General features: G+C 41.1%; 24 protein-coding genes and 1 pseudogene. 24 read left to right on the top strand and 1 reads right to left on the bottom strand.

All coding sequences use genetic code 11. The features are described 5' to 3' along the window. Positions 1 to 76: 76 nt before the first annotated feature. The 22 genes and pseudogenes from FJ709_RS11915 to FJ709_RS11810 all read left to right on the top strand — a co-directional run bounded on the left by FJ709_RS11915 (position 77) and on the right by FJ709_RS11810 (position 21,684). Positions 77 to 469, top strand: a complete 393-nt coding sequence (locus tag FJ709_RS11915; RefSeq protein WP_226410275.1) for a YbaY family lipoprotein — start codon at positions 77 to 79, stop codon at positions 467 to 469. A gap of 44 nt (positions 470 to 513) precedes the next feature. Continuing rightward, the gene (gene metA / locus FJ709_RS11910) at positions 514 to 1,467 is read left to right on the top strand and encodes a homoserine O-acetyltransferase MetA (protein WP_226410274.1); all 954 of its coding nucleotides are present in this window, start codon (positions 514 to 516) and stop codon (positions 1,465 to 1,467) included. 118 nt (positions 1,468 to 1,585) lie between these two features. After that, positions 1,586 to 3,529 (top strand): tetratricopeptide repeat-containing diguanylate cyclase, encoded by a 1,944-nt coding sequence (locus FJ709_RS11905; RefSeq protein ID WP_226410273.1) that lies wholly within the window; start codon positions 1,586 to 1,588, stop codon positions 3,527 to 3,529. Positions 3,530 to 3,747: 218 nt separating this feature from the next. After that, the gene (locus FJ709_RS11900; RefSeq protein WP_404830055.1) at positions 3,748 to 4,932 is read left to right on the top strand and encodes a thiolase family protein; all 1,185 of its coding nucleotides are present in this window, start codon (positions 3,748 to 3,750) and stop codon (positions 4,930 to 4,932) included. A 157-nt stretch (positions 4,933 to 5,089) separates the two neighbouring features. Then, a complete protein-coding gene (locus FJ709_RS11895; RefSeq protein WP_226410271.1) occupies positions 5,090 to 6,583 on the top strand; it encodes a CoA-acylating methylmalonate-semialdehyde dehydrogenase in 1,494 nt (497 codons plus the stop codon). A 117-nt stretch (positions 6,584 to 6,700) separates the two neighbouring features. Continuing rightward, on the top strand, positions 6,701 to 7,858 hold the full coding sequence (locus FJ709_RS11890) for an acyl-CoA dehydrogenase family protein (RefSeq protein WP_226410270.1): 1,158 nt from the start codon (positions 6,701 to 6,703) through the stop codon (positions 7,856 to 7,858). 55 nt (positions 7,859 to 7,913) lie between these two features. Beyond that, positions 7,914 to 8,693, top strand: a complete 780-nt coding sequence (locus FJ709_RS11885; RefSeq protein ID WP_226410269.1) for an enoyl-CoA hydratase — start codon at positions 7,914 to 7,916, stop codon at positions 8,691 to 8,693. Then, a complete protein-coding gene (locus tag FJ709_RS11880; protein ID WP_226410268.1) occupies positions 8,693 to 9,808 on the top strand; it encodes an enoyl-CoA hydratase/isomerase family protein in 1,116 nt (371 codons plus the stop codon). Before FJ709_RS11885 ends, FJ709_RS11880 begins: the two co-directional genes overlap by 1 nt. A 12-nt stretch (positions 9,809 to 9,820) precedes the next feature. Continuing rightward, positions 9,821 to 10,726: a 3-hydroxyisobutyrate dehydrogenase gene (mmsB, locus tag FJ709_RS11875; protein ID WP_226410267.1), complete on the top strand. Its 906-nt coding sequence runs from the start codon at positions 9,821 to 9,823 to the stop codon at positions 10,724 to 10,726. A 12-nt stretch (positions 10,727 to 10,738) separates the two neighbouring features. Continuing rightward, positions 10,739 to 11,497, top strand: coding sequence for an SDR family oxidoreductase (locus tag FJ709_RS11870; RefSeq protein WP_226410266.1), 759 nt, complete (start codon positions 10,739 to 10,741; stop codon positions 11,495 to 11,497). A gap of 452 nt (positions 11,498 to 11,949) precedes the next feature. Then, complete coding sequence (locus FJ709_RS11865) at positions 11,950 to 12,279, top strand: hypothetical protein (protein WP_226410265.1); 330 nt, start codon at positions 11,950 to 11,952, stop codon at positions 12,277 to 12,279. A 50-nt stretch (positions 12,280 to 12,329) separates the two neighbouring features. Beyond that, complete coding sequence (locus tag FJ709_RS11860) at positions 12,330 to 12,656, top strand: DUF6572 domain-containing protein (RefSeq protein WP_226410264.1); 327 nt, start codon at positions 12,330 to 12,332, stop codon at positions 12,654 to 12,656. 30 nt (positions 12,657 to 12,686) lie between these two features. Further along, the gene (locus tag FJ709_RS11855; RefSeq protein WP_226410263.1) at positions 12,687 to 13,313 is read left to right on the top strand and encodes a hypothetical protein; all 627 of its coding nucleotides are present in this window, start codon (positions 12,687 to 12,689) and stop codon (positions 13,311 to 13,313) included. Positions 13,314 to 13,850: 537 nt separating this feature from the next. After that, positions 13,851 to 13,961, top strand: a pseudogene (locus FJ709_RS11850) (short chain dehydrogenase); the annotation flags it as partial. Positions 13,962 to 14,100: 139 nt separating this feature from the next. Continuing rightward, on the top strand, positions 14,101 to 14,337 hold the full coding sequence (locus FJ709_RS11845) for a hypothetical protein (RefSeq protein ID WP_226415963.1): 237 nt from the start codon (positions 14,101 to 14,103) through the stop codon (positions 14,335 to 14,337). Between the two features lie 13 nt (positions 14,338 to 14,350). Next, positions 14,351 to 15,331, top strand: a complete 981-nt coding sequence (locus FJ709_RS11840; protein WP_226410262.1) for a DMT family transporter — start codon at positions 14,351 to 14,353, stop codon at positions 15,329 to 15,331. A 125-nt stretch (positions 15,332 to 15,456) separates the two neighbouring features. Further along, a complete protein-coding gene (locus tag FJ709_RS11835; RefSeq protein ID WP_226410261.1) occupies positions 15,457 to 16,314 on the top strand; it encodes an alpha/beta hydrolase in 858 nt (285 codons plus the stop codon). Positions 16,315 to 16,676: 362 nt separating this feature from the next. Then, positions 16,677 to 17,600, top strand: a complete 924-nt coding sequence (locus tag FJ709_RS11830; protein ID WP_226410260.1) for a M14 family metallopeptidase — start codon at positions 16,677 to 16,679, stop codon at positions 17,598 to 17,600. Between the two features lie 260 nt (positions 17,601 to 17,860). After that, complete coding sequence (locus FJ709_RS11825; protein ID WP_226410259.1) at positions 17,861 to 19,453, top strand: ABC-F family ATPase; 1,593 nt, start codon at positions 17,861 to 17,863, stop codon at positions 19,451 to 19,453. Positions 19,454 to 19,557: 104 nt separating this feature from the next. After that, complete coding sequence (locus tag FJ709_RS11820) at positions 19,558 to 19,923, top strand: hypothetical protein (RefSeq protein WP_226410258.1); 366 nt, start codon at positions 19,558 to 19,560, stop codon at positions 19,921 to 19,923. A 42-nt stretch (positions 19,924 to 19,965) separates the two neighbouring features. Next, positions 19,966 to 20,775, top strand: a complete 810-nt coding sequence (locus FJ709_RS11815) for an alpha/beta fold hydrolase (protein ID WP_226410257.1) — start codon at positions 19,966 to 19,968, stop codon at positions 20,773 to 20,775. A 117-nt stretch (positions 20,776 to 20,892) separates the two neighbouring features. Beyond that, positions 20,893 to 21,684, top strand: coding sequence for a class I SAM-dependent methyltransferase (locus FJ709_RS11810; protein WP_226410256.1), 792 nt, complete (start codon positions 20,893 to 20,895; stop codon positions 21,682 to 21,684). Between the two features lie 56 nt (positions 21,685 to 21,740). Here FJ709_RS11810 and FJ709_RS11805 read toward each other — a convergent pair whose 3' ends face one another. Continuing rightward, entirely contained in the window at positions 21,741 to 22,439 is a 699-nt protein-coding gene (locus tag FJ709_RS11805) for an Hpt domain-containing protein (protein ID WP_226410255.1), read from the bottom strand. A gap of 240 nt (positions 22,440 to 22,679) precedes the next feature. Here FJ709_RS11805 and FJ709_RS11800 point away from each other — a divergent pair, with 240 nt between their 5' ends. Both FJ709_RS11800 and FJ709_RS11795 read left to right on the top strand, forming a co-directional pair. Beyond that, positions 22,680 to 23,087 carry a response regulator gene (locus tag FJ709_RS11800; protein WP_226410254.1) on the top strand — a complete coding sequence of 136 codons (408 nt, stop codon included), beginning with the start codon at positions 22,680 to 22,682 and terminating at the stop codon, positions 23,085 to 23,087. Between the two features lie 3 nt (positions 23,088 to 23,090). Further along, positions 23,091 to 25,847: a PAS domain-containing protein gene (locus tag FJ709_RS11795; RefSeq protein WP_226410253.1), complete on the top strand. Its 2,757-nt coding sequence runs from the start codon at positions 23,091 to 23,093 to the stop codon at positions 25,845 to 25,847. Positions 25,848 to 25,958 lie beyond the last annotated feature (111 nt).

Below are 25,958 nucleotides of genomic sequence, written 5' to 3'. Positions count from 1 at the left end.
TCAATATCGGAAGTGTAGACTTCTAGACGTCTTAATGTATTATAATGCGACGTCACTTAATAAAAGCAGGTGAGTCATGATTAAACAGATAATGTGCGTTATAGCGATGATTGCGGCTATGTCAGGGTGCCAAACCACGCCTCAAAATAGTCAGATAGTGGGTGAAGTGTTATATAAACAACGCATTGCACTACCTGCTGATTCTGTGATCCAAATCCAATTACAGGACGTGTCATTGCAAGATGTTAAGGCTGAAATTTTAGCGGAATATGAAATTAGCCCGGTAACAGGTGTCACGCCTTTCGAGTTTGTGGTGCCAATGGATGCTTTTAAAACAGGTCATCGTTATGCCATCAGTGCACGGATCACTGTTGCCGATGAATTGTGGTTTATTAATACGCAATCTTATCCCGTAGATATCAATAATCCACAACCATTAACAGTGGTTGTTGATCTGGTAAAGCGATAATTTTAGCGGTATTTGTCGATTAATAATTAGGTAAGGGATGTAGTATGCCGGTTCGAATTCCAGATGATTTACCCGCAGCAGGTATTTTAGAGTCAGAGAATATCTTTGTGATGTCAGAAACTCGCGCAGCAAATCAGGACATTCGTCCTATGCGGGTGCTTATCTTGAATTTGATGCCCAATAAAATTGAGACAGAAACCCAACTGCTTCGTTTGCTGGGTAATACGCCATTACAAGTTGGCGTCGATTTACTGCGTATTCATGATAAAGAGTCTAAACATACCTCGGTTGACCACATGAATACCTTTTATCGCGACTTTGAAGATGTTAGACACAATAATTATGATGGGCTTATTATTACTGGTGCACCTTTAGGGCAAATTGACTTTGAAGATGTTGTCTACTGGGACCACATTAAAGAAATTATCGATTGGTCCCAAAAGCATGTGACCTCGGTATTGTTTTTGTGTTGGGCGGCACATGCTGGATTATTTCACTTATATGGCATAAACCGTGGCTTATTAGACCAAAAACGCTCGGGTGTGTTTAATCATGTTAGGGCAACTGAACCACATCCTTTACTACGTGGTTTTGATGATGAATTTTATGCACCGCATTCGCGTTTTGCCGAAATTAACATTGAAGACATTCGCCGCAATAATGACGTTGAAATTTTAGCTGAGTCAGCTGAAGCTGGTGCCTATATCGTTTTAAGCCGTGATAGCCGAAATCTATTCGTTATGGGACACCCTGAATACCAAAAAGGCACTTTGAACGATGAATATCAACGTGATTTAGCCCAAGGTTTGAATCCAAATGTCCCCTTAAACTATTATCGTAACGATGACCCAAACCAGGATCAAATAGCACGTTGGCACAGTCATGGCAGTTTGCTGGTCAGTAATTGGCTTAACTATTATGTTTACCAGTTAACGCCGTATGACCTATCGGACATGAGCAAGATGACACCGTGGGAAAGTAAGCAAGCTAAAGGGTAATCGCTATTGAATAGGGCTAAAAATTAATTGCTGATAATGTCTAAATAGGTGTTTCCAATTGATTTAAATTAGCGCTATGTTAGAGATACGGTTGATCTTTTGAGATGAATTTAAGGCTATGTTCAATTTAGCGGCAATTATAACTCGCCAGTTTGTACGTTACTGTGCTGTCTTTAAAGGCATAGCGTTATTGGCTTACCTATATGGGTCAATAAGTATTGCGGCAAATTCACCTGATTTAAGCTTAATTGAACAAGATTTAACTCGCATTGATGTACCAGCCAAAAAAATTGACTATATTACTCAACAACTTTCGCTTATTAGTCATGGCTCAGCTGATGAAAAAGCCCAGTTATTATTTCACCTTGCCGCAGCGCAACAGCAAAATAAGCAACTTGATAAGGCTTTTGACAGTTACTCACAAGCCATAGATTTACTGTTAGTCACCCCTAAACCCTCACTGTTGGTTAAAGCCTATCTGGCTCGTTCTCTTATAGTGTCCTTGCAGACCAACGATTATAAACAGTATTGTCCTGATCGAATTAACGCAGTCAAATTAGCCCGGAAACAATCAGATCAAGACCAATTAGTCCATGCATTAACGCAAACAGCCTATTGCTTTAACCAAGCGGATAATTTTGATATCGGCCTTTTGCACTTATCCGAAGCCTTAGATATTGCCAAAAAATATCAATTAGCGCCCGATAAATTGGCAATGATTTTTAATGCGACAGCCGCGGTTTATCGTGATAATCACCTGCACAGGCAAGCGGAAGAATATTTTCAACAGGCATTCAATCATTGGCAGCAAGCGGATGATAAAAAGAGTATGTTTAACATGTTACACAATCTAGTTGGCGAAGCGATTATGCTGACTAAATGGAAACGTGCCGTCGATTACCTCAAGCAAATGTCAGCGTTAATGGTGCAAATGAAAAATAATAAAGACCTGCCATTTTTCTATTACTTCAATCAAGGTCGTTACCACTTTGGGCGACAAGAATATTCCTCTGCAATTCAATCATTTGAAATGGCCAATGATGCTTCAACAGAAACCGAGGAAGCTTTATTTGTTACTGAAAACTTAGGCTTATTGGCACTAAGCTTATTTCACTATCAAGATATTGCATCGGCAGGGCAAACAGCAGAGCTGTTTCTTAATTCAGATGGTCTTAATGGCCAATCAGCGACCTTAATTGAGCAAGTTAGATCGATATACTACTCTTCTGAAGGCGATTATTTTACTGCGTTAGAGTATTTGTTTTCTGCAATAGCTGTTGAAAAAAATCATATCGAACAGGCCGTTTCCAATGATGTGGTGTTAGCTTCACTCAATCATAATGTTAAAATGACTCAATATGAAAATCAATTGCTTGAAAAAGAGTTGTCGATAAATCAATTAAACCTAAACAGCCAAATAGATAAGCAAAGAATAACCAAGTTATCTATGTTTATCTTTATCGTCATTGCCGCAAGTTTAGCTGTGTTGGTGATTTTCTTAATTTATTCGAGAAGACAATTTATTCGACGTGCACAAACAGATTTTTTAACCGGTATCGCGAATCGCAGGTTTACCTTCCAAGAAGGACAAAAACGTTTACAACAATGCCAAGAACACCATCAATCTTTAGCATTAATAATGTTTGATATTGACCACTTTAAAAAAATAAATGATCAATTTGGTCATGACATTGGTGATAAAGCGATAGCTGCCGCAGTAGGTCGTAGTCAAAGTTATATTAAGCAAACCGATATTATTGGCAGGATAGGCGGTGAAGAGTTTTTATGCATTCTGCCCAATGTTGATAGCAATGAAGCTATGCAAATTGCTGAGCGTTTAAGGAACGTGATAGCTGAACAGCCTTTCAAGTTTAGTGGCGTTACCGTTGGGTTTACAATTAGTTTGGGTGTTGCTGTTGCCTCAAATAGCACCTATTCAAATTGGGACCATTATTCAAGTGAGCAGCATTTTGCCGATTTGGTTAAAAAAGCCGATCTGGCGATGTATCAAGCTAAAAATCAAGGTCGAAATCAAGTTCAACTTTACCTTAAAAGTGTTTAATTTTTCTCTCAACTCCCCGTGATAACGCTAGGTTCAATTATTCCTGATTAAGCGTCTATTTATTGGTGTAAATCTTCACTGACACATGGACCGAAATTCATCCACTTGTTAGACTAATTATTACTTGCTTTACGTTCGCGTAAACGTCAAAGTGATATTATGTTTTTTTGTGATAATTAGTTTTTATTGGAGTAGTTATGAGTTCACAGCAAGCTGGAATGGCCAATCAGGCTCAAGATATCGTCATTGTTGCAGCAAAGCGCACCCCAATGGGGGGCTTTCAAGGTTCACTTTCATCAGTGAAATCCCCAGCCTTGGCTGCCGCCGCTATTCAAGGTTTAATTACCGATAGCGGTATATCACCAGCCAGTATTGATGAAGTGCTTATGGGTTGTGTATTACCAGCAGGTTTAGGTCAGGCGCCAGCTCGTCAAGCAACATTAGGCGCAGGTTTACCGCTTTCAGTTGGTGCGACTACGATTAACAAAGTCTGCGGTTCAGGAATGAAAACCGTCATGTTAGCCCATGATTTAATTAAAGCGGGTAGCAGTGAAGTGGTTATTGCTGGTGGCATGGAAAGCATGAGTCAGGCACCGTACCTTCTTGATAAAGCGCGCAGTGGCATGCGTATGGGCCATGGCAAAGTGATGGACCATATGTTTTTAGATGGCCTAGAAGATGCCTACACTGGTGGCGCTATGGGCACATTTGCTCAGAAAACCGCAGATGACTTTGGCTTAACCCGCGAGCAAATGGACGCCTTTGCTTTAGCGTCACTTGAAAAAGCCAACAATGCGATTAACTCAGGTGCCTTCAAAGCTGAAATCACTCCGGTAACAGTTAGCGATCGCCGTGGCGATATTGTTATTGATACCGATGAACAACCGGGTAATGCCCGTCCTGAAAAGATTCCGAGTTTACGTCCAGCATTCACTAAAGATGGCACTATTACCGCAGCCAACTCTAGCTCAATTTCTGATGGTGCCGCGGTGTTATTGCTGATGACCCGTGAAAAAGCCGCCAATTTAGGCTTAGCGGTTTTAGCTACTATTAAAGGCCATACCACACACTCACAAGAGCCAGCCATGTTCACTACCGCACCAGTAGGCGCGATGAACAAATTGCTTGGTAAAGTAGATTGGACTAAGGATGATGTTGATTTATTCGAAATCAACGAAGCATTTGCCATGGTGACTATGTTAGCGATTTCTGAACTTGGTTTAGACGCCAATAAAGTCAATGTTAATGGCGGAGCATGTGCATTAGGTCATCCAATTGGTTGTTCTGGCGCACGTTTGCTCGTGACCTTAATTCACGCATTAAAAGCACGCGGATTACATCGTGGTGTAGCGTCATTATGTATTGGCGGCGGTGAAGCCGTGGCCATGGCGATTGAAGTATAAAGTATAAGGCGCTTGACGCTGAGTACGATTTAGAAAACATAACATTCAACAAGACAAGCATTAATGAGCAATAACCCGATACCAAGTGATTGGGATAAATACAACATCATCGCCATTAATGCTTACCCCGATTTAATCTGGTTCAAAGGGAAATATTATGACCATACAAGTAAAACATTATATTGATGGCGAGTTCACAGTGGGTACTGGCACGCAAAATATCGATGTCACTAACCCCATTAATAATGGTGTGATTGCTAAAATTAACGCGGCGACACCTGCTGAAGTTGAGCAAGCAATTCACAGTGCAAAAGAAGCGTTTAAAACCTGGAAAGAAGTGCCAGTATCAGAACGTGCTCGGGTGATGTTACGTTACCAGCACCTGTTGAAAGAAAACCACGATCAAATCGCGACTATTCTAGCCCAAGAAACCGGTAAAACCTTTGAGGATGCTAAAGGCGATGTATGGCGCGGTATTGAAGTAGCGGAACACGCCTGTAATGTTGCCTCATTAATGATGGGCGAAACCGTTGAAAACGTTGCCCGCAATATTGATACCTACAGCTACACCCAACCGCTTGGCGTCTGTGCTGGTATTACGCCATTTAACTTCCCTGCGATGATCCCCTTATGGATGTTCCCATTAGCCATTGCCTGCGGTAACACCTTTATTTTAAAACCGTCTGAACAAGACCCGATGACACCACAACGTTTAGTGGAGTTATTTGTTGAAGCAGGTGCGCCAAAAGGCGTATTACAGCTTATTCATGGTGACAAAGTGGCGGTTGATATTTTACTGCGTGATCCAGCCATCAAGGCTATTTCGTTTGTCGGCTCTGTCGCGGTAGGTCAATACATCTACAAAACAGGTACAGATAACCTTAAACGTGTGCAAGCGTTTGCTGGGGCAAAGAATCACTGCGTGATCATGCCTGATGCAAGCAAACAACATGTGATTAATAACCTTGTTGGCGCTTCAGTTGGCGCAGCAGGTCAACGCTGTATGGCCATTTCAGTGGCGATATTTGTCGGTAAAGCAAAAGAGTGGATCCCAGAATTAAAAGAAGCCTTAGCCAAAGTACGTCCAGGTTTATGGAATGATGCTGATGCGGCCTATGGCCCAGTGATTAGCCCAGCGGCTAAAACACGGGTATTAAGCTTAATCGAGCAAGGCAAACAAGAAGGGGCTGAATGCTTGCTAGATGGCAGTGACTTTACCGTTGAAGGCTATGAGTCAGGTAACTGGGTTGGCCCAACCATGTTTTCTAAAGTCACTACAGACATGAGCATCTACAAAGAAGAAATCTTTGGCCCTGTTTTATGTTGTATGGAAGCTGACAATTTAGATGATGCTATTGAACTGGTAAATAACAGTCCATACGGCAATGGCACCTCAATCTTTACCGCATCGGGTGGCGCAGCGCGCAAATATCAACACGAAATAGAAGTCGGCCAAGTGGGTATTAACGTGCCAATTCCTGTGCCTTTACCCTTCTTCTCGTTTACGGGTTGGAAAGGCAGTTTTTACGGCGATCAGCACGCATACGGTAAGCAAGCGGTACGTTTCTATACTGAAACTAAAACCATTACTTCACGTTGGTTTGAAACCGACGCCGTTAGCGGTCCAAATATGAGTATTAATCTTAAATAAGCTTATATTTCGATTAGATTTAAGATAATAACAAGACCTAATGGCAGGTTAAATTCCCTTTGGCCTGCCAACAAATGACCCAAGAGTCATCAAACATAACAAATTAGGAGTCCCTCAATGGATTTTAATTTAAATGAAGATCAACGCCAATTTGCTGATCTTGCCCGTCAATTTGCCGCCGATGAATTAACTCCGTTTGCGGCTAAATGGGATGAAGAGCACCACTTCCCTAAAGACGTGATTCAAAAAGCAGGTGAACTGGGCTTTTGCTCATTATATTCACCAGAGTCTGAAGGCGGTATGGGCTTATCACGTTTAGATGCCTCAATTATCTTTGAAGAGCTATCTTACGGTTGCACCGCAACCACCGCCATGTTAACTATTCACAATATGGCCACCTGGATGGTGACTACCTGGGGATCTGAGACTGTCCGCAGTCAATGGTCAGAAGGGCTCACCACAGGTCAGCTATTAGCCTCATATTGTTTAACTGAACCGGGTTCAGGCAGTGATGCCGCATCACTGCAAACTAAAGCGGTGCGCGATGGTGATGATTACATTATTAATGGTTCAAAAGTGTTTATTTCTGGCGCGGGTGAAACCGAGCTATTAGTGGTGATGTGCCGCACTGGCGAAGCTGGCCCTAAAGGCATTTCTGCGGTTGTTATTCCGGCCGATGCAGCGGGTGTATCTTACGGCAAAGCGGAAGATAAAATGGGCTGGAATGCACAGCCAACAAGACAAATCAGTTTTGAAAATGTCCGCATCCCGGTGACTAATCTTTTAGGTGAAGAAGGCCAAGGGTTTACCTTTGCGATGAAAGGCTTAGATGGCGGGCGCATCAATATTGCCACTTGTTCTATTGGTACGGCGCAATCTGCACTTGATCGCGCAACTCAATATATGAATGAGCGTAAGCAATTTGGCAAACCGTTAGCGGCATTTCAAGCATTACAATTTAAGTTAGCTGATATGGCGACAGAATTAGTTGCTGCGCGCCAAATGGTGCGATTAGCGGCGTTTAAATTAGACATGCAAGATCCAGAATCAAGTGCTTATTGTGCAATGGCAAAACGCTTTGCAACTGATGTTGGTTTTCAGGTTTGTGATGCAGCACTGCAAATTCATGGTGGTTATGGCTATATTCGTGAATATCCGTTAGAGCGTCATTTCCGTGATGTGCGCGTGCATCAAATTCTTGAGGGTACCAACGAAATTATGCGGTTGATTATTGCCCGTCGATTACTGGATGAAAACGCTCACCCAATTCGTTAATCGGGTCGCTAATCATTCAAACTAGACAATTTCAACGGACGATAAGGCTATCACAATGACCACAGAAGCTATTTGGGTGCGTATTGACGGAAATACCGCCATTATTAAAATGAATAACCCGCCAGCTAACACCTGGACTGCGCAAAGCTTACAAGCGCTAACCGCTAAAGTGCTTGAGTTAAATGACAATAAAGAGATTTATGCTTTGGTTATTACCGGCCAGGGCGAGAAGTTTTTCTCTGCGGGTGCTGACTTAAATTTATTTGCCGATGGCGACAAAGGCAATGCAGCCACTATGGCCAAGCATTTTGGTGCTGCATTTGAGGCATTAAGTGCTTTTCGTGGTGTATCCATCGCCGCGATTAATGGTTATGCCATGGGCGGTGGTTTAGAAGTCGCTTTAGCCTGTGATATCCGTATTGCTGAAGCGCAAGCGCAAATGGCCTTACCTGAAGCCAGTGTGGGCTTATTGCCCTGTGCTGGCGGTACGCAAAACTTAACCGCTTTGGTGGGTGAGGGCTGGGCAAAACGGATGATTTTATGCGGCGAACGCATTGATGCCGCTAAAGCTGAAAAAATTGGTTTGGTGGAAGAAGTGGTTGAGCAAGGACAAGCCTTAGATGCGGCTATTGCACTGGCGGCAAAAGTGGCACGTCAATCACCTAGCAGTGTGTCGGTATGTAAAACCTTAATTCAGGCTGGACGCACAATGCCACGCGCACAGGCTTTACCTTTAGAGCGTGAGCTTTTTATCGGCCTATTCGATACAGAAGATCAAGCCGAAGGCGTTAATGCTTTCCTTGAAAAGCGTAAACCAAACTGGAGAAACTGCTAATGACCCAAGATGTCATATTTCAAACTCTCGGCACATTATCGGGTAAGTCTATCGGAATCGTCACCCTTAATATCGAAAAAGCGCTTAATGCACTGAATATCGATATGGTGAAGGCGATGACCGCTCAATTACTGCAATGGCAAACCAATGATGATATCGCCTTAGTGGTATTAGAAGGTAGCGGCGAAAAAGCATTCTGTGCCGGCGGTGATGTGCGGGCTATTTATCATGCCTCAATCGCTAACCCAAATAAAATGACTGACGAAGCCTGTGAGTTTTTCACTCAAGAATACCAGTTAGATTATTTGCTACATCAGTTTGGCAAGCCAGTACTAGTGTGGGGCGATGGCATTGTGATGGGCGGCGGATTAGGCTTAATGGCCGGCGGCAGCCATCGTGTATTAACCGAGCGCAGCCGTATTGCTATGCCTGAAGTGACTATTGGTTTATACCCAGATGTGGGTGGCAGCTACTTTTTAAATCGCATGCCAGGTAAAACCGGGCTATTTTTAGGGCTGACGGCGTACAACATGAACGCGGCAGATGCCATGTACGTCAATGTCGGTACTCATTTTCTAGCCAGTGATGACAAAGAGCCGCTGTTTGATGCCCTAGCTGATATTCACTGGAATGATAATGCTGATGTGAATCATCAAGCATTAACACAGCTATTAACCTCGATGCAAAATAAAGTCTCAGTGGTGCTTGGCGACAGCCCACTAGAACAATTCCAGCAACAGATTAATTTGCTCATGTCAGGTGATATTGAAGATGTTCACCATCAATTGTCTAGCTTACAAACCGAACTAGACTGGCTTAAACGGGCACAAAAAACCGCATTAGCAGGCAGCCCATTAAGCTGGCATTTAGTGTTTGCTCAAGCAGCACTGGGTACAGAATTAGACTTAGCAGATTGCTTTAAATGGGAGCTAGGTGTCAGCGTTAACTGTTGCTCTCATGGCGATTTTTGTGAAGGAGTAAGGGCGCTGCTTATTGATAAAGACCGTAATCCACAATGGCGTTTTACTGATGTGGCAGACGTCACAGATGACGCCCTATCGGCCTTATTGACTTCACCTTGGCAAGCAAATAACCACCCATTAAAAGACTTTTAAAAGGAATTAAACATGGCAACAGTAGCATTTATTGGATTAGGTAACATGGGCGGCCCTATGGCGGCCAATTTAATTAAAGCGGGCATGACGGTAACGGCATTTGACCTTAATCCACAGGCCGTAGCAACATTAACCGACCAAGGCGCATTAAGCGCTAAAACAGCGTGTGGCGCAGCGGCGTCAGCCGACTATGTCATTAGTATGTTACCAGCGGGCAAACACGTTCAAAGTATCTATATGGGCGATGACAATAATAAAGGTTTATTAGATGTTGTCGGTAAAGACACCTTATTAATTGACTGCTCAACCATTGATGCCGCCACAGCGCAATTAGTCGGCGCTAAAGCCGCTGAAAAAGGCCTCGCCTTTATGGATGCTCCAGTTTCTGGTGGCACAGCAGGCGCAGCAGCAGGGACATTGACCTTTATTTGCGGTGGCACAGAAGCGGCTTTTACCCAGGCTCAAACGGTATTAACGGTAATGGGCGCAAATATTTTCCACGCTGGCCAGGTCGGCGCAGGTCAAATTGCTAAAATTTGTAATAACATGCTGTTATCAGTATTAATGGTCGGCACCAGCGAGTCTTTGCAATTAGGCATAGATAACGGTTTAGATCCTAAAGTATTGTCTGATATCATGAAAGTCAGCAGCGGCGGAAACTGGACGCTTGAAAAATATAACCCTTGTCCTGACGTGATGGAAAATGTGCCATCATCAAAAGGCTATCAAGGTGGTTTTATGGTTGATCTAATGGTGAAAGACTTAGGCTTGTCACAACAAACTGCCTTAGGTTCAAACTCAAGTACCCCAATGGGCGCATTAGCGCGTAGTTTATATGTTAACCATGCTCGTCAAGGTCATGGTCGTCTTGATTTTTCTAGCATTTTTGAACAATTTGCCAATCAAAATAAAAAGTAAAAGGACTCGGTAATGGAATTAAAAGATAAGGTTGTCGTCATCACAGGTGGCGCGGGTGGTTTAGGTCTTGCTATGGCGCATGATTTAGCCTCCCAAGGTGCAAAATTGGCGCTTATCGATGTAGACCAAGCAAAACTTGAGCAAGCGTGTGCAGACTTAGGTGCAATAACTGAAGTGCAAGGTTATGCGTTTGACATTACCGACGAAGACGATGTTGTTGCGGGGTTCAATTTTATTCGCGAAGATTTTGGTCATATTAATGTGTTAATCAATAATGCCGGTATTTTGCGCGATGGCTTAATGGTTAAGGCAAAAGACGGTAAAGTGATTGAGCGTATGTCCTATGAAAAGTTTCAGTCAGTCATTAATGTCAATCTAACCGGCACATTTTTGTGCGGCCGTGAAGCGGCTGCAGCCATGATTGAAACAGGCCAGCAAGGCGTGATTATCAATATTTCAAGCCTAGCTAAAGCAGGTAACATGGGGCAATCTAACTATTCAGCATCAAAAGCAGGTGTTGCAGCAATGTCTGTCGGTTGGGCCAAAGAATTAGCCCGTTACAATATCCGTTCAGCCGCAGTGGCACCAGGGGTTATTGCTACCGAAATGACCGCAGCGATGAAACCTGAAGCGTTAGAGCGCATGACAAAAATGGTACCGGTTGGACGTTTAGGTGAAGCCCATGAAATTGCTTCTACGGTGCGTTTTATCATTGAAAATGATTATGTAAATGGTCGTGTATTTGAAATTGACGGCGGCATTCGCCTGTAATCTTAAGCTTGATATTATCCTTAAACAAAGCCGAGCCTAGCTCGGCTTTTTGCTGATGAGTATTTATCTTTATTTAGTCTGCTGCTTAATACCAATGCGTCTAAGGCACGCCGCAAGCAAGTCCCCCTTTATGTTACCTGGACTGTATTTATATACAGTTATAATGGGTTTTGACGGAATAACAATAATAAGTGAACGAAAAGCAGTCTAAAGGACTATGTCGAGAAAAATAGGGCTGCTCTAATATATTGATCTTACTTGGTTTATTTTTTACATTTGGCGCCGACACTTTTAACGCGCAATTTTAGTTTCTTGTTTGAGTGCAACAGTCATTAAATTGCTTTACTTCAAAGACATAGAAAATGTAGGATGTTGTAAATCAATAACTTAAACGATCGGCATTATTGGTCGAGTCGTTCAATAAGCTGTTATAACCCATTGGATCACTGGTAATGGACTCTGATATAGAACTAGAAATAAGCTTTAGATTTTTGGATCTGTCTGAAAAACAAGTAGTTATACTAAGGCAGGTTATTCCTGAGTCTGAGTTCGGTACGCATTTCAAGACAAAGAGCCCTACTGGTATTGTTCCGTTGAGTGAGGCTAATATTTCCCTCATCTCGTTGTTCATGGAAGGCTGCAGTATATCCAAGGAAAAGACGGATATTTTTATATCGTTCGTTTCAGAATATGATAAGCGTATCATTGATGTTCCAGCTTATGTAAATCAAGCAGTTGTAAAGCTGGGCAGTAAATTAACGTTGTCATATACAATTGTATAAACGTTATAACAAGGCCCTCTTGACGGCGGCGTTAGCTGGTCAGGAGAGGTATGGCTATAACTGAAACCAATAAAATTGATTCGGTAGTCTCTTCTAAAGAGCATAATGAAGTCGTTTTATTGATTACTGACCATTTAGATTGGTCTGATGATTTAGAGCATCAACAATTGTTGCAAGCGAAAATTAATTCATACATTCGTTTTATAGAATCTGGTCAACTTTGTGAAGAATTTCCTGAAGATAAGGGAAAGCAAGTTTCAATAGTTGTTGCGTGTGCATTTGAATTAAATGACACAGCAAAAAAATTCTATGAAAGAGTTAACAATTTTTTAAAAGAGAAATTAAGTATTGAAATCAAATACACAATGTCCAGCTAACCCCCTGTGTCAGTGTTTTTAGGAATATAAATGAAATCAACAAAATTTCTTACAAAAAAAAATATCCTAAAACTGGTTTTCGAACCAGCATTAATTATTTTTAGCGTTTTACTTGCTTTGTTCCTTAATGAATATAGAGGTCAACTTAAAGAAGAACAGCAAATAAACCTAGCCATGGCAATGGTAAGAATTGAACTTAAATCAAATATGGAAGCACTCAATGAGTGGCTTCCATATCACGAAAAAGTACTGAATAATCTGAACGAATCGCTTAACAATAATGCTATTAATAGTGCATTATTCACCGAGAATGGTGAAATGATATGGAGTTTAATGCCTAATGGTGTGGTGCAGCGAACTTTGGATAATGGATCTTGGCAAACACTAAAATCTTCAAGTTTATCTTCAGCAATTGATTTTGATACAATGTTTACCCTCTCCAAACTATACAAACATCAGGCTCAAGGTGTTGAGTCAACTTTAAATCGTATTTTGACAATTCTTTCGGCGCGCGAATCTTTGGAGAAAAAAAATCAAAGAAGTACAGTTATTTTATTAAGAAATACTTTTAATGAAATGGTTAGCCAGGAAATGTTTCTAATTGAAAAATACAAACAGGCTCTTAACGAAATGGGAATAGAGAGGGCTAAAATATAAATTAACAAATAATAACATGGCCATATATGGACGCTCCCGGTGAGTCAAGATAATACTCTGCTCACCCAAAGCTTTTGGCGTTAGTTTTCTATTCTATTGCTTCACACTTGTCATTGCTTTTAATGTGACTCATTTACCGCTATAAGCGGTTGTACTGCCCCAATTTTTATAAGAGAAGCGGGCTTAACAGTCAAGCTGTGCCCGTAATGAAATCCGTACCACTGCGCCTGTCAATTGAAACACTCATGCGGGTTAGGTTTATCCTATCCTTGGCCTATTCGGGCTAGCACTGGTTGGACTGAGCCAATTCTTCATCGTTAACAACAACCTTGATGAGTATGTAATGTGCTATCTTGCGGCTCTTATCACCCAGTCGGGTTAACTACCCTTGGCCAGACCGAGTTCTGCAAGATCAAAATCATGGGTGGCATCTTTTATTTTCTCTTTTATTTTCTTTTATTTTATTTAATAAAGCTTTATACAAATTACATGGCTACATAGAGCCTAATTCTATCTGCTCATTTATTTAACGGCTCTGTTGGATGTTTAGATAAAGCACCTGAAATTGCTTCTACCGTGGGTTTTATCATTGAAAACGATTATGTAAATGGCCGTGTAGTTGAAATTGACGGCGGCATTCGCTTGTAAACTTAAGCATGTTATTATGCTGACCCAAAGCCGAGCCTAGCTCGGCTTTTGTGTGGACTAAACTTATATATTGGCATCGGTATAAGCATAATATAGCTATTGATAACATTTTTATGAAGGGACTAAAGTGAACATTACAATGATAGAAGTGTGGATTAAAAAGGTCATGCTGCTTGTGGGTATCTTGGGTGTGATTGTGATCTACGCTGGTTTTTTGTATCTGTTTTTCAGTGGTCGCTCGACTGCGGGTTTACCCTGGTTTTTGCTTATATCGCCGTGGATTTGTATTTACTTTGGCTTATCACAAACTCGCCAATTAGCCACAATTGGTTGGTTTGTTAATAAATTCACCTTCACTAAAAATAAAAATCCTTAAAAGGTAAGTTAACTTGTCTGAAAAACCCTTAACGCCATCATCGCTTGTCACGGCAGCTTTAACCTTGACAGCATTAGTGGCGTTTGCCGCTAATTCTGTATTAAGCCGTATGGCACTAGGCGGGGGGGAAGCCCGCTTAATTGATGCCGATTCATTTACCTTAATTCGATTATTATCTGGTGCATTAACGCTGTGGTTTATTGTTGGTTGCATGCATTTATATCAACAAAAACCAGCCAAGTTATCAGACTCGTTGACCTCCCTTAAGCAGCATTCGTATCAACATCATCCATTTTACAACTGGCGTAAGTGGCTAGGGGCGTTAAGTTTACTGGCCTATGCTTGGTTATTTTCTATCGCTTATTTGTCGTTAGATACCGCAACGGGAGCGCTGGTTTTATTTGGTGCAGTACAATTATCAATGAATGTGGTTGCGGTTATTCAAGGGCAAAGACCCACGACAATTGAAGTTGTCGGCAGTGTCATTGCGTTTATCGGGCTTGGATATTTGTTGTGGCCTAATATCGGCACGCCTCAATATTGGTCGATGATACTCATGGCATTAAGTGGTGTGGCGTGGGGAATGTATTCTCTATTAGGGCGCAAAAGCCAATCTTCCGTGTTAGATTCTGCCGAGTATTTTAGCCGAAGTGTGATTTTAATGCTGGCCGGGTTAGTCATATTAAGTTTGGCTATGAATGTTAATTCAGTGCAATTAACCCTAAGCAATACACTGCAAAGTGCGCATTATGATGGAGTCATATTAGCCATAGTGTCCGGTGCGCTGACCTCAGGTATTGGTTACGCTATTTGGTATAAGGCGTTAACAGGGCTTACCCCATCAAAAGCCGCTGCACTGCAATTAAGTGTGCCTTTTATTGCCGCCGTTGGAGGTGTTGTGTTTAATCATGAAACATTAAGCCTGCATTTAATCGCTAGCGGGGCAATCATTTTAAGTGGTATCTCACTGGTGCTAATGGGGCGTAAAACTTAGCGTTAAAGGAGTGTTGACAATGAAATTGCTAACACTTAAGTTAGCGGGCTAAAAAATTTTAGTAAACAAATTTTTATATTCTATTAAGGTGTTAACTGGATTACGCCTTCACATAATTAAGGATAATGATGTTGTTCAATTACAGTAAATTACTACTTGCGGTATGGGTCTTTTATTCTGCCTCGTTATTAGCTGAGGAAGCGACTGAGTTTAAAATTAACAATACCCATACTGTACAACTTAAATCTGAAGCAAGCGGATTAGAATACGAATTATATATTCGCCTACCTAGAGACTACTCAAAAAATAATAAACAATATCCAGTAGCCGTGATTAACGATACAAGTTACTCGTTTGCAGTGGCGAGCGGTGTTGTACACCTTATGGTGGGCAGTGATATTGAGGATCTTATTATTGTGGGGATTTCATACTCTAAGGGAGAAAACCCTTTCATTAGCCGTACCAGAGACTTCACGCCAACCTATGCACCAAATGAAAAGAGGGGACACTCTCGTGAAGCTCAACAGCATTCTGGTAAGGCTTTGCAGTACATCAGTTTTATCTCAGATGAAGTGTTACCATTAATTAGTCAAAAATATCGTATCAAACAAGATAAAAAAATATTTGTTGGCCATTCATATGGCGGCTTGTTAGGAGCCAATATGTTAATCACGAATCCAGAGTTATTTAACTATTACATTTTAGGCAGTCCATCGTTTTGGTATGACAAAAAAGTGATGTTTCGCTTAGAAAACGACTATGCAAAAAACAATAAGGCCATGAAGGCCAATGTATTTATGTATATAGGTAGCGAAGAAAAAACCATGGTTGATGAGATGCAAGAATTTGATGCACAGCTAAAATCGCGAAATTATGCTGGTTTACATATTCAATCTACCGTTTTACCAGGGCAGACACATAACAGTGTGTTTTCTACCTTGTTAGTTGATGGGCTTAAAAACGCGATTCCGATGAAAAAATAAGGCAGTTAACACCCTCTTTATCGCCTTTAAACATACCGACTGCTGCAACAAACTGGTTCGCAGTCGGTAAATTCAGTTTAGGCGCTCACCACTCAACTTATCACCTTGTTATACTGGCAATAAATCTCAACTCCCGCTCACTTTATCAAAAGTATTTTTCTATTTGATTTAGGCTCATTAATTATCTCCTCGACAGTCGACAGTCGACAGTCGTCATTTGTTATTAAGCGTGATTGTTGTACAGGTAGTCAGTGGTTTACAGCAATGTCGACGACTTCCTTAGGTGATTAATCGATCTGCAGGACTCAATCAGTTAATATGCTTGCCTGAAAAAAGATGATGTCACTAAAGGCAGAGGGTTTATGACACAAGAAGCAGTTTTTCCAATTGGCACGCCGGGGCAACCTTGGGATGAGTCAGAGAAAGCACAATGGTTAGCCCAAGTTACCATTAAGCGCAGTTATCAAGATGAAGTGATCAGCAAGTTTGCCGCTTTATCAGCAGATTTTGAACAGGTTAATTATGGCGCACTAACATTTGATGCGGCTAAATATCCTTTGTTTGCCTTTAAAACTAAAAATTGGACTGCCACTAAAAAGACCATACTGGTCACCGGTGGGGTACACGGTTATGAAACCAGTGGTGTTCATGGTGCCATTCAATTTTTAGACACTAAAGCCGCGCACTATAGCCAATATTTTAATATTGCCGTGGCACCTTGTATTAGCCCATGGGGATATGAAACGGTCAATCGTTGGAACCCTAAAGCAATTGACCCGAATCGCTCATTTTATGCTGATAGCCCTGCCGAAGAGTCTGCAGCCTTAATGGCTTTTGTTGCCTCATTAGGTGAGGTGTACGCACATATTGATTTGCATGAAACTACCGACACAGACGAATGTGAATTTAGACCACTATTGTCAGCAAGAGATGGTAAAGAGTATGAGGCGGGTATTATTCCTGATGGCTTTTATTTAGTCGGCGACTCTGAAAATCCAACGCCTGAGTTTCAAAAAGCAATTATTGATGCTGTGGCTAAAGTAACCCATATCGCGCCAGATGATGACGGCCAATTAATTGAGGTGCCTATTGAGCAATTTGGGGTAATTAATTATCCGGTTAAAAAACTCAGTTTATGCGCTGGTATTACCCATAATCATTTTAATACTACAACAGAAGTTTACCCGGATAGCCCTAATGTAACGGCTAAAGAATGTAATGATGCCCAAGTTGCGGCAATAACTGGTGGACTTGATTATATAATTGAATATTTAAAAATAGGCTAAAATAACGTTTAGATATTGATGACATTCAGTAGACAGGACGTCATTTTATGATTCGCTAAGCTATCATTTCGCTTAGGTTGATAAATAGTCCAAAAATCTCTAAAATGTCGCGCTTGATTCTGCCTGTCTTTGTCCTATATTGCTTATTCTTATAGCGTCAGGCAAAACGGTTACTTTAATTATCCTGTTAGCCATTTAGCTTATAGTTACCAAGCTTAGGTTTATTGCGCTAACACTCATACTCGATTTGGAATTTCATTTTGATTACTACAGCTAACATTACGATGCAGTTTGGTGCTAAGCCACTGTTTGAAAATCTATCAGTTAAATTTGGTGGCGGTAACCGCTACGGTTTAATTGGTGCAAACGGTTGTGGTAAATCAACCTTTATGAAAATTCTTGGCGGCGATTTAGAACCATCAAGCGGTAATGTGTCGTTAGATCCACATGAGCGTATGGGTAAATTGAGTCAAGACCAATTCGCATTTGATGAATTTAGTGTCATTGATACTGTGATCATGGGCCACAAAGAATTATGGGAAGTTAAGCTTGAACGTGACCGTATATACTCTTTACCTGAAATGAGTGAAGAAGACGGCATCAAGGTGTCTGAGCTTGAAATGGAATTTGCTGAAATGGACGGTTACACCGCTGAATCTCGCGCGGGTGACTTATTATTGGGTGTCGGTATTGGCACTGATCAGCATTTTGGCTTAATGAGTGAAATTGCGCCAGGCTTTAAACTTAGAGTCTTGTTGGCTCAGGCGTTGTTTTCAGATCCAGACTTATTGTTACTTGACGAACCCACCAACAACTTGGACATCGATACTATTCGTTGGTTACAAGATATGTTGAACCAACGTAACAGTACCATGGTTATTATTTCCCATGACCGTTATTTCTTAAACTCAGTGTGTACTCACATGGCTGACTTAGATTACGGTGCACTGCGAGTTTATCCTGGTAACTATGATGAATACATGACTGCAGCGCAGCAATCTCGTGAGCGTTTACAATCTGATAATGCTAAGAAAAAAGCTCAAATTGCTGAGCTTCAAGGCTTCGTGGCACGTTTCTCTGCTAACGCATCTAAAGCCAAGCAAGCAACATCACGTGCTAAACAAATAGATAAAATTAAACTTGATGAAATTAAAGCCTCAAGTCGTGTTAACCCGTTTATTCGTTTCGAACAAGAAAAGAAATTGTTCCGTAATGCGCTAGTGGTTGAAAACCTAGCCAAAGGGTACGACACACCATTATTCAGTAAACTTGATTTGATGGTTGAAGTGGGCGAGCGCATCGCTATTTTGGGCGAAAACGGTATTGGTAAAACAACACTGTTGCGCACACTAGTCCATGATATTCCACAGGATGAAGGTACGATTCAGTGGTCTGAAAACCATAACATTGGTTATTATGCTCAAGATCACGAAGCTGATTTTGCTAATGACATGACCTTGTTTGAGTGGATGAGCCAGTGGCGCAAAGAGAATGACGACGACCAATCTGTTCGTGGTATTTTAGGCCGTATGTTGTTCGGTTCTGACGATATCAAAAAGTCAGTGACTGTGTTATCTGGTGGGGAAAAAGGTCGTATGTATTTTGGTAAGCTAATTATGCAAAAACCAAATATATTATTACTTGATGAACCGACTAACCACATGGACATGGAATCGATTGAGTCATTAAACAATGCGTTAGAGTTATATGAAGGCACATTAATTTTTGTGTCCCATGACCGTGCATTTGTATCGTCTTTAGCAACACGTATTATTGAATTAACCAAAGATGGTATTAATGACTTCAAAGGTACTTATGATGAGTTCCTTGGTAGCCGGGGCATTGAAAGCTAAATAATTGCTTTCGCGCCAAAATATTCAAGCCCTGAACGAAAGTTCGGGGCTTTTTGTTTTCAGGGCGGTAGACTTGAGTTATTACTAATGATGCAGAGGATCTTATGAGCCTATCCCACGAACAAGCTATTCAAGCACTAACAAATGTAAATTGCCGCAGTAACTTTAATATCAAAAACGTTACCGAATATATGCTGCCAGAGTTAAAAGAGGCAGTGTATTTACACCTTGATGCCAAAACCCCTTTGTTGATTATTCGACCCGCCTTTGAGGTATTTTCCAGCGAATTAGCTACTATTGAAGGTGTACATGCTAAATATGATTACCATCATAATGCGCAAATGACTCGTTTTCCGACTCGACGCAATAAAGGTCTATCAGAAATTCACTACGGTTTAGCCTTTAAGTTTGATAATGAAAAAGCGGTTGAAGCCTTTATTAATCGATTAATTGAAATCGTAACTGGTTAAAAAATCTGAACACATTGTGAACCCTATATAAGGAGGCTTGCCATGACACACCCTTTTGATATTAATCAATTTAATTATCGCTCAACGGGTAAGGGCTCCGCGTTAATATGGTCTCATGGTTTGCTTGGCTGCATTCAAAGTGAAGATGCGTTAGGGATTTATGCCTGGCATCGATTCCCTAAAAAACTCACCCTATTAAGATTTGATGCTGCTGGCCACGGGCTGTCTGCAACCACTGATAAAAAATCAGACTATCTTTGGACAAGCCTTGCTGAAGATACCTATCAACTCGGCACTAAGGTGCTTGGTGATACGGCAGTCGTGTTAGGCGGTCAGTCAATGGGCTGTGCGAGCAGCTTATTTGGCGCGATTCTTCATCCTGAATGGGTTAAAGGGCTGATTTTGATGAACCCGCCTACCGTCTGGGAATTAAGGGTTAAGCAAAAAGAGTATTACTATAAAGTGGCTAAAGCCGCCAAAATGCTTGGTGGTAAAGGGTTGGCTAAAATTAATGCCAAACATATTGATAGAATGCTGCCTTCGTGGCTGATTGAAGCTCATAAACACAGCGTTTTGGGCATGCTTGATGGCTTAAAAAGTATGAAACGAGGTAGCCTTGAACAGCTGTTTTTAGCCGCAGCTGAGAATGATTTTCCGACACATGAACAATTAGCTAAGCTTAATATTCCTTGTTTAATTCTTGCGTGGGATGGCGATGATACTCACCCTTTGTCCTGTGCGAAAACCTTAGCTGAGGTGCTGCCTAATGCAACATTGCATATTGCCCAAAGCATGGCGGATGTTGATGATTGGCCTGAGCACATTATCGATTTTTGTCGTCAATTTGAATAACGCCGATAATAATATGGTTATTGTGAGTTAATATTTTATCAACATTGTTTAATGACATTATTAATATTAGTAAGATAGAAGCCGAGCCGATGCTCGTTTTTTATTTTTGGGACTCAAATGGATTTATGTAAAGATTATCTCACCAGCAACAAAGCTACCTGGAATGCTCGAACTCAGGTACACGTAGCCTCGAAATTTTACGACGTCGACGGTTTTTTAAATGGCGCATCATCATTAACTGAAATTGAGACGCATGAGTTACCCGACGTTAACGGCAAAACCTTGCTTCACTTACAATGTCACTTTGGTTTGGACAGCATATCGTGGGCTAGAAAAGGTGCGATTGTTACCGGTGTCGATTTATCGGATAGTGCGATTGAAAAGGCTAATGAGCTTGCATCTGCAATTAATGTCGATGCTCGGTTTATTTGCCATGATGTTTATCAATTTGGTGAATTAGTTAAACCCGAGTTCGATATTGTATTTACTTCATTTGGGGTAATTTGCTGGTTACCTGATTTAACCCTTTGGGCCCAAACCATAGCAAATAGTTTGAAGTCGGGGGGATTATTTTATATGGCCGAATTTCATCCATTTAATGACGTAGTGGAAGGTTATGGTTATTTTAATCGCGCTCAACCGGATATAGAACAAGAAGGTACTTATACTGAAAATTGTGATGGTACTGAACATACTGTGGTTACTTGGGCACATCCGATAAGCGATGTGATTAATGCATTATTAGCTGCGGGTTTACAGCTTAAGCATTTTAATGAATTTGACTATAGCCCTTATAATTGTTTTACAGGGCTAAGCTTGGATGAAAGTAGTGAAGTCCCACGTTATCAGATGGTTAAAAATAACCAAGCGATGCCTTTGGTCTACTCGTTGAGTGCAATAAAATTATAAAACTTTGCCTATACTGCAGTGTTTTTGGGGATAGTACCTGTGAAGTAAAGCGAGTTCTACAATCCTTCAGATAGGGAAGATAATTCAATAAGTGCTTTTTCGAAATCAAGTACCTCTACAGCATCACATAACGCAGTGAAGTTGTGCTCAAGGGATAGCTTCTGGGCTCGGTTACTTTGAAGTAGTTCAGCGATATCGACAGCTTTGAGATTAAAATCGTCTAGGTGTTGCTTAAGTTCAGCTAGGATCAACTTCAGTTCAGTGATGGTATATTCAGCTTGCTGCGGTGCTGTCTCTGAGGGTTTTATTTGTGATTGATTGAGTAAAAGTGCATGAATATTCGATAGATCCGTTTGTGCTACAAAACGTAATTGTTCAGCTAGGTCGACACAAAGCATATCAAAGGCTGAAGTATTAGAGTCATAAGCTTGCTTTAGCTTAGTTTCACACTCACACAAGTCACGATACAATGATGATAAGCCCGTTGATCCTGCACTGCCTTTAAGAGTATGGACAATTCCCAGTATTTCTTTGGCATTTTTTTGCGCGGTCATCAACGCCAATTTTTGCAGTTGTTGCTCTAAATTGGCTTCAAAAACGCTGATTAAGCGCCGATAGAATTTCTCATTCCCCCCAAAAGGTTGTAGTAAATTTTCGAGCGTCTTAGTTGTCGATTCTGAGCTACACTTATGAGTGATATTTTCATCAATGTCATTGACCGAATGCTGATTAACAAGCTCTTTATTCGTTTTCATAACTATGGTTCTCGGCTCATGATGACTTTTTAAGTTTACTATATGTAAAGATAATAGCAGCTTAATCGATATCTTGTTGCTGAATCCAGCACTTATATATATCTATATAGATAATCCTGAGCTATTGTGAATCAATGATTTTATTCAACAACTTAGTTTGCTATAAAGAAATTATCATACAATAATTAGCAAATCAGTTTAACTCAATTTTTTTGGGATCCCCATCATACTGGAGCCTGCATGCCACTAGAGAAAATTTTACACGTAGAAGATGCTGAGACAATTCGAGTTATCGTCGAAATGGCTCTGGTTGATATATCTGGGTTTACTTTAGTATCTTGCGATGGTGGTTATGAGGCCATCAGGCAGGTGGAGCACTTTACGCCAGACTTAATATTGTTAGATGCCATGATGCCGGGTATAGATGGTTTACAAACGCTGGCTGAAATTCGTAAAAAACCCCATTGCCAAACAATCCCAGTTGTTTTTATGACAGCGCGTATTCAGCAGTCGGAAAAGCAAGAATATTTAAATGCTGGCGCAGTTGCTGTTATTGAAAAACCCTTTGATGCAATGAGCCTTGGCGATAAATTGGAATCTATTTATCAGGCTTACTTTGCATCACAAGACACAAATAATCCGGAGTAACTGATGCAAACTCCTTTGTTGCCTACCTGCGAGAAAGAAAGACTTATCGTATTACAAAATACTGGGTTGTTAGATACGCTGCCAGAGCGACGTTTTGATCGCTTAACCCAGTTAGCGCAACTGTGCCTAGGTACAGAAATCGTGCTTGTCTCATTGGTTGATACCGACCGGCAGTGGTTTAAATCTAAACAAGGTCTTGATGCCTGCGAGACCGGCCGAGATATCTCATTCTGTGGCCATGCCATTTTATCAAAGGGCATTTTTGAAGTTCCAGATACCTTACTTGATAGCCGATTTGCAGATAATCCCTTAGTACTAGACGCGCCATTTATTCGCTTTTATGCTGGTGTGACTTTAGTGGTTAAAGGGCAAAATATTGGCACACTTTGCTTTATTGATAGCCAGCCTCGCCAATTTACTGAAAAAGAGCGCCAGATTGCATTCGGATTTGCTAAGAGTGTTGAACAGGAAATTTACGATAGATTACAAGAGCAGGCCCATAATCAATTAGCGGCAAGTGAGTTACTTTATCGCTCAGTTCTAGAAGGAACGAGGATAGGGACTTGGCAATGGAATATTGAAACCGGTGAAACGGTTTATAACGAGCGCTGGGCTGAGATTATTGGTTATAAGCTTGAGGAGCTTGAACCCATTTCGATAGAAACCTGGATAGCTATGACACATCCAGATGATTTAGCTAATTCTAATATCTCACTCCAAGAGCATTTTAATGGTTTAACCGAGTTTTATGATATTGAATGTCGAATGAAACATAAAGACGGCCACTTTGTATGGGTACATGACAGAGGTAAAGTGGTTTCATACACTGCTGATGGCAAGCCTCTTATGATGTACGGCACCCATGCAGATATCACCACACAAAAGCATAACCAGTTAGCATTAATGCACAGCCGAGACCAGTTTAAGACTTTGGTCGCCAATATCCCTGGGGTGACCTACCGATGTAAAGCCGATGAGCACTGGACTATGCTATTTATGAGCGAGCATATCTACTCGCTTATAGGCTATTCTGCTAGTGATTTTATCGATAATGCGGTGCGCAGTTATGCCAGTGTTATTCATCCAGAAGATAGAGTACTGATAGTTAATCTTGTTGAAAAAGCGATACTGAATCTATCTAGCTGGGTAATCACTTACCGTGTGTTGCATCATAATGGTTCAGTTATGTGGGTGGAAGAGCATGGCGCCGCCGAATATGATAGTAACGGAGTAGTGCAGTTTCTCGATGGTTTTATCATGGATGTTACTAAAGAAAATAAGCTGCAGGACCAATTGATAAAATTGACCCAGCAGCTTCCTGGTGTAGTTTATCAGTTCCAGTTATGGCCTGACGGACGCAGTGCGTTTCCTTATGCTAGTGATGCAATTAAAGATATTTATGGTGTAACACCGGAAGAGGTTCTTAGCGATGCATCAAATGCATTTGCCAAAATTTATCCTGAAGATTTAGCTGCTGTTGGCCACAGTATTGAGCAATCTAGTCAACAACAGGCTATCTGGGAACAGGAATATCGTGTTTACCGGGATGACAATTCACTGATGTGGCTATCTGGCAAAGCTACACCAGAAATGATGCCCGACGGCAGTACTTTATGGCATGGTTATATTCATGATATTACCCAGACTAAAGAATATTACCTCAAACTTGAGGAACTCAATTTACAGCTTAATGTTGCCCAGCAAAGTCTTGACTTAGCCAGTGAGCAAGCTCAAATTGGTTATTGGCATGCATCGCTTAAACATGGAACCTTATGGTGGTCGCCGATTATTTATCAGATTTTTGGTTTTGACGCACAGGATATCGTGCCGAGTGTGACACTGTTTAAAAGCGCTGTTCATCCTGACGATATTGATAAAGTTGAAAAAAGTGAGCAGCAGGCCCGCTTGACAGGCATTCACAACGTGGTTCACCGCATCATTAAGCCTAACGGTGAGGTGCGTTGGGTACATGAATTAGGGCAATTGGTTACTGAAGATAAAAACCCTGATCTTCTCATGATAGGGTCTGTGCAAGACGTTACCGACAGAATGAAATTACAGCAAATGAAAGATGAATTCATCTCAACAGTCAGTCATGAGCTTCGTACCCCCTTAACGTCTATTTATGGTGCGTTAAACTTATTACAGTCTGGAAAAATTGTCACTTTACCTGCTAAAGCGGAGAAGCTGATAGATATAGCAAGCAGTAACTGTAAGCAACTTAGTCGCTTGATCAATGACTTATTAGACATTGAAAAACTTGCGGCAGGTAAAATGTTATTTGAAATGCAGCGATTAAATATAGTGCCGCTTTTGCAAAGAGCGATTGATGATCATCAGCCATACGCAGACCTGCATAAAATTACTTTGGCATTACAACTGGATGAGTCAATGGATGAGATTTGGCTATTTGTTGATGAGCATCGTTTGTTACAAATTTTGACCAATTTACTCTCTAACGCAGTCAAATTTTCACCACCCACTGGAGGTGTTACTTTGTCCGCGACGATTATTGCAGGTGAGGTTGAGATTGCCGTACAAGATCAAGGAGCCGGTATATCAGAAGACTTTAAAAGTAAAATTTTCGAAAAATTTTCCCAAGCCGACGCCAGTAGTTCTAAAGCTAAAGGCGGTACTGGTTTAGGCTTAGCATTGTGTAAGGAGCTTATTGAAGTAATGAATGGCAGAATTGGCTATAACTCTGAACCAGGTTGTGGTGCTCGGTTTTATATTCGATTACCCGTTGCAGCTGATATGTAAGGCTTTACTGTACTGTGATTTGTGCAGCATGATTAAGGCTGCTTTTTTGTGAAACTTTAGTATCAGTGCACAAGGTTAATTACTGCAGTGCGCTTTTCATCAATCTAGAGT

This window comes from Shewanella glacialimarina (genome assembly GCF_020511155.1).
Taxonomy (GTDB): domain Bacteria; phylum Pseudomonadota; class Gammaproteobacteria; order Enterobacterales; family Shewanellaceae; genus Shewanella; species Shewanella glacialimarina.
The sequence above is the reverse complement of the archived record's forward strand: the minus strand, read 5'-3'. Positions and strand labels throughout refer to the sequence as shown.

What these genes read in the sequence shown, in the direction of transcription:
- FJ709_RS11915 (WP_226410275.1), top strand. Translation starts at nt 77, where the DNA reads ATGATTAAACAGATAATGTGCGTTATAGCGATGATTGCGGCTATGTCA.
- metA (WP_226410274.1), top strand. Translation starts at nt 514, where the DNA reads ATGCCGGTTCGAATTCCAGATGATTTACCCGCAGCAGGTATTTTAGAG.
- FJ709_RS11905 (WP_226410273.1), top strand. Translation starts at nt 1,586, where the DNA reads ATGTTCAATTTAGCGGCAATTATAACTCGCCAGTTTGTACGTTACTGT.
- FJ709_RS11900 (WP_404830055.1), top strand. Translation starts at nt 3,748, where the DNA reads ATGGCCAATCAGGCTCAAGATATCGTCATTGTTGCAGCAAAGCGCACC.
- FJ709_RS11895 (WP_226410271.1), top strand. Translation starts at nt 5,090, where the DNA reads ATGACCATACAAGTAAAACATTATATTGATGGCGAGTTCACAGTGGGT.
- FJ709_RS11890 (WP_226410270.1), top strand. Translation starts at nt 6,701, where the DNA reads ATGGATTTTAATTTAAATGAAGATCAACGCCAATTTGCTGATCTTGCC.
- FJ709_RS11885 (WP_226410269.1), top strand. Translation starts at nt 7,914, where the DNA reads ATGACCACAGAAGCTATTTGGGTGCGTATTGACGGAAATACCGCCATT.
- FJ709_RS11880 (WP_226410268.1), top strand. Translation starts at nt 8,693, where the DNA reads ATGACCCAAGATGTCATATTTCAAACTCTCGGCACATTATCGGGTAAG.
- mmsB (WP_226410267.1), top strand. Translation starts at nt 9,821, where the DNA reads ATGGCAACAGTAGCATTTATTGGATTAGGTAACATGGGCGGCCCTATG.
- FJ709_RS11870 (WP_226410266.1), top strand. Translation starts at nt 10,739, where the DNA reads ATGGAATTAAAAGATAAGGTTGTCGTCATCACAGGTGGCGCGGGTGGT.
- FJ709_RS11865 (WP_226410265.1), top strand. Translation starts at nt 11,950, where the DNA reads ATGGACTCTGATATAGAACTAGAAATAAGCTTTAGATTTTTGGATCTG.
- FJ709_RS11860 (WP_226410264.1), top strand. Translation starts at nt 12,330, where the DNA reads ATGGCTATAACTGAAACCAATAAAATTGATTCGGTAGTCTCTTCTAAA.
- FJ709_RS11855 (WP_226410263.1), top strand. Translation starts at nt 12,687, where the DNA reads ATGAAATCAACAAAATTTCTTACAAAAAAAAATATCCTAAAACTGGTT.
- FJ709_RS11845 (WP_226415963.1), top strand. Translation starts at nt 14,101, where the DNA reads ATGATAGAAGTGTGGATTAAAAAGGTCATGCTGCTTGTGGGTATCTTG.
- FJ709_RS11835 (WP_226410261.1), top strand. Translation starts at nt 15,457, where the DNA reads ATGATGTTGTTCAATTACAGTAAATTACTACTTGCGGTATGGGTCTTT.
- FJ709_RS11830 (WP_226410260.1), top strand. Translation starts at nt 16,677, where the DNA reads ATGACACAAGAAGCAGTTTTTCCAATTGGCACGCCGGGGCAACCTTGG.
- FJ709_RS11820 (WP_226410258.1), top strand. Translation starts at nt 19,558, where the DNA reads ATGAGCCTATCCCACGAACAAGCTATTCAAGCACTAACAAATGTAAAT.
- FJ709_RS11815 (WP_226410257.1), top strand. Translation starts at nt 19,966, where the DNA reads ATGACACACCCTTTTGATATTAATCAATTTAATTATCGCTCAACGGGT.
- FJ709_RS11810 (WP_226410256.1), top strand. Translation starts at nt 20,893, where the DNA reads ATGGATTTATGTAAAGATTATCTCACCAGCAACAAAGCTACCTGGAAT.
- FJ709_RS11805 (WP_226410255.1), bottom strand. Translation starts at nt 22,439, where the DNA reads ATGAAAACGAATAAAGAGCTTGTTAATCAGCATTCGGTCAATGACATT.
- FJ709_RS11800 (WP_226410254.1), top strand. Translation starts at nt 22,680, where the DNA reads ATGCCACTAGAGAAAATTTTACACGTAGAAGATGCTGAGACAATTCGA.
- FJ709_RS11795 (WP_226410253.1), top strand. Translation starts at nt 23,091, where the DNA reads ATGCAAACTCCTTTGTTGCCTACCTGCGAGAAAGAAAGACTTATCGTA.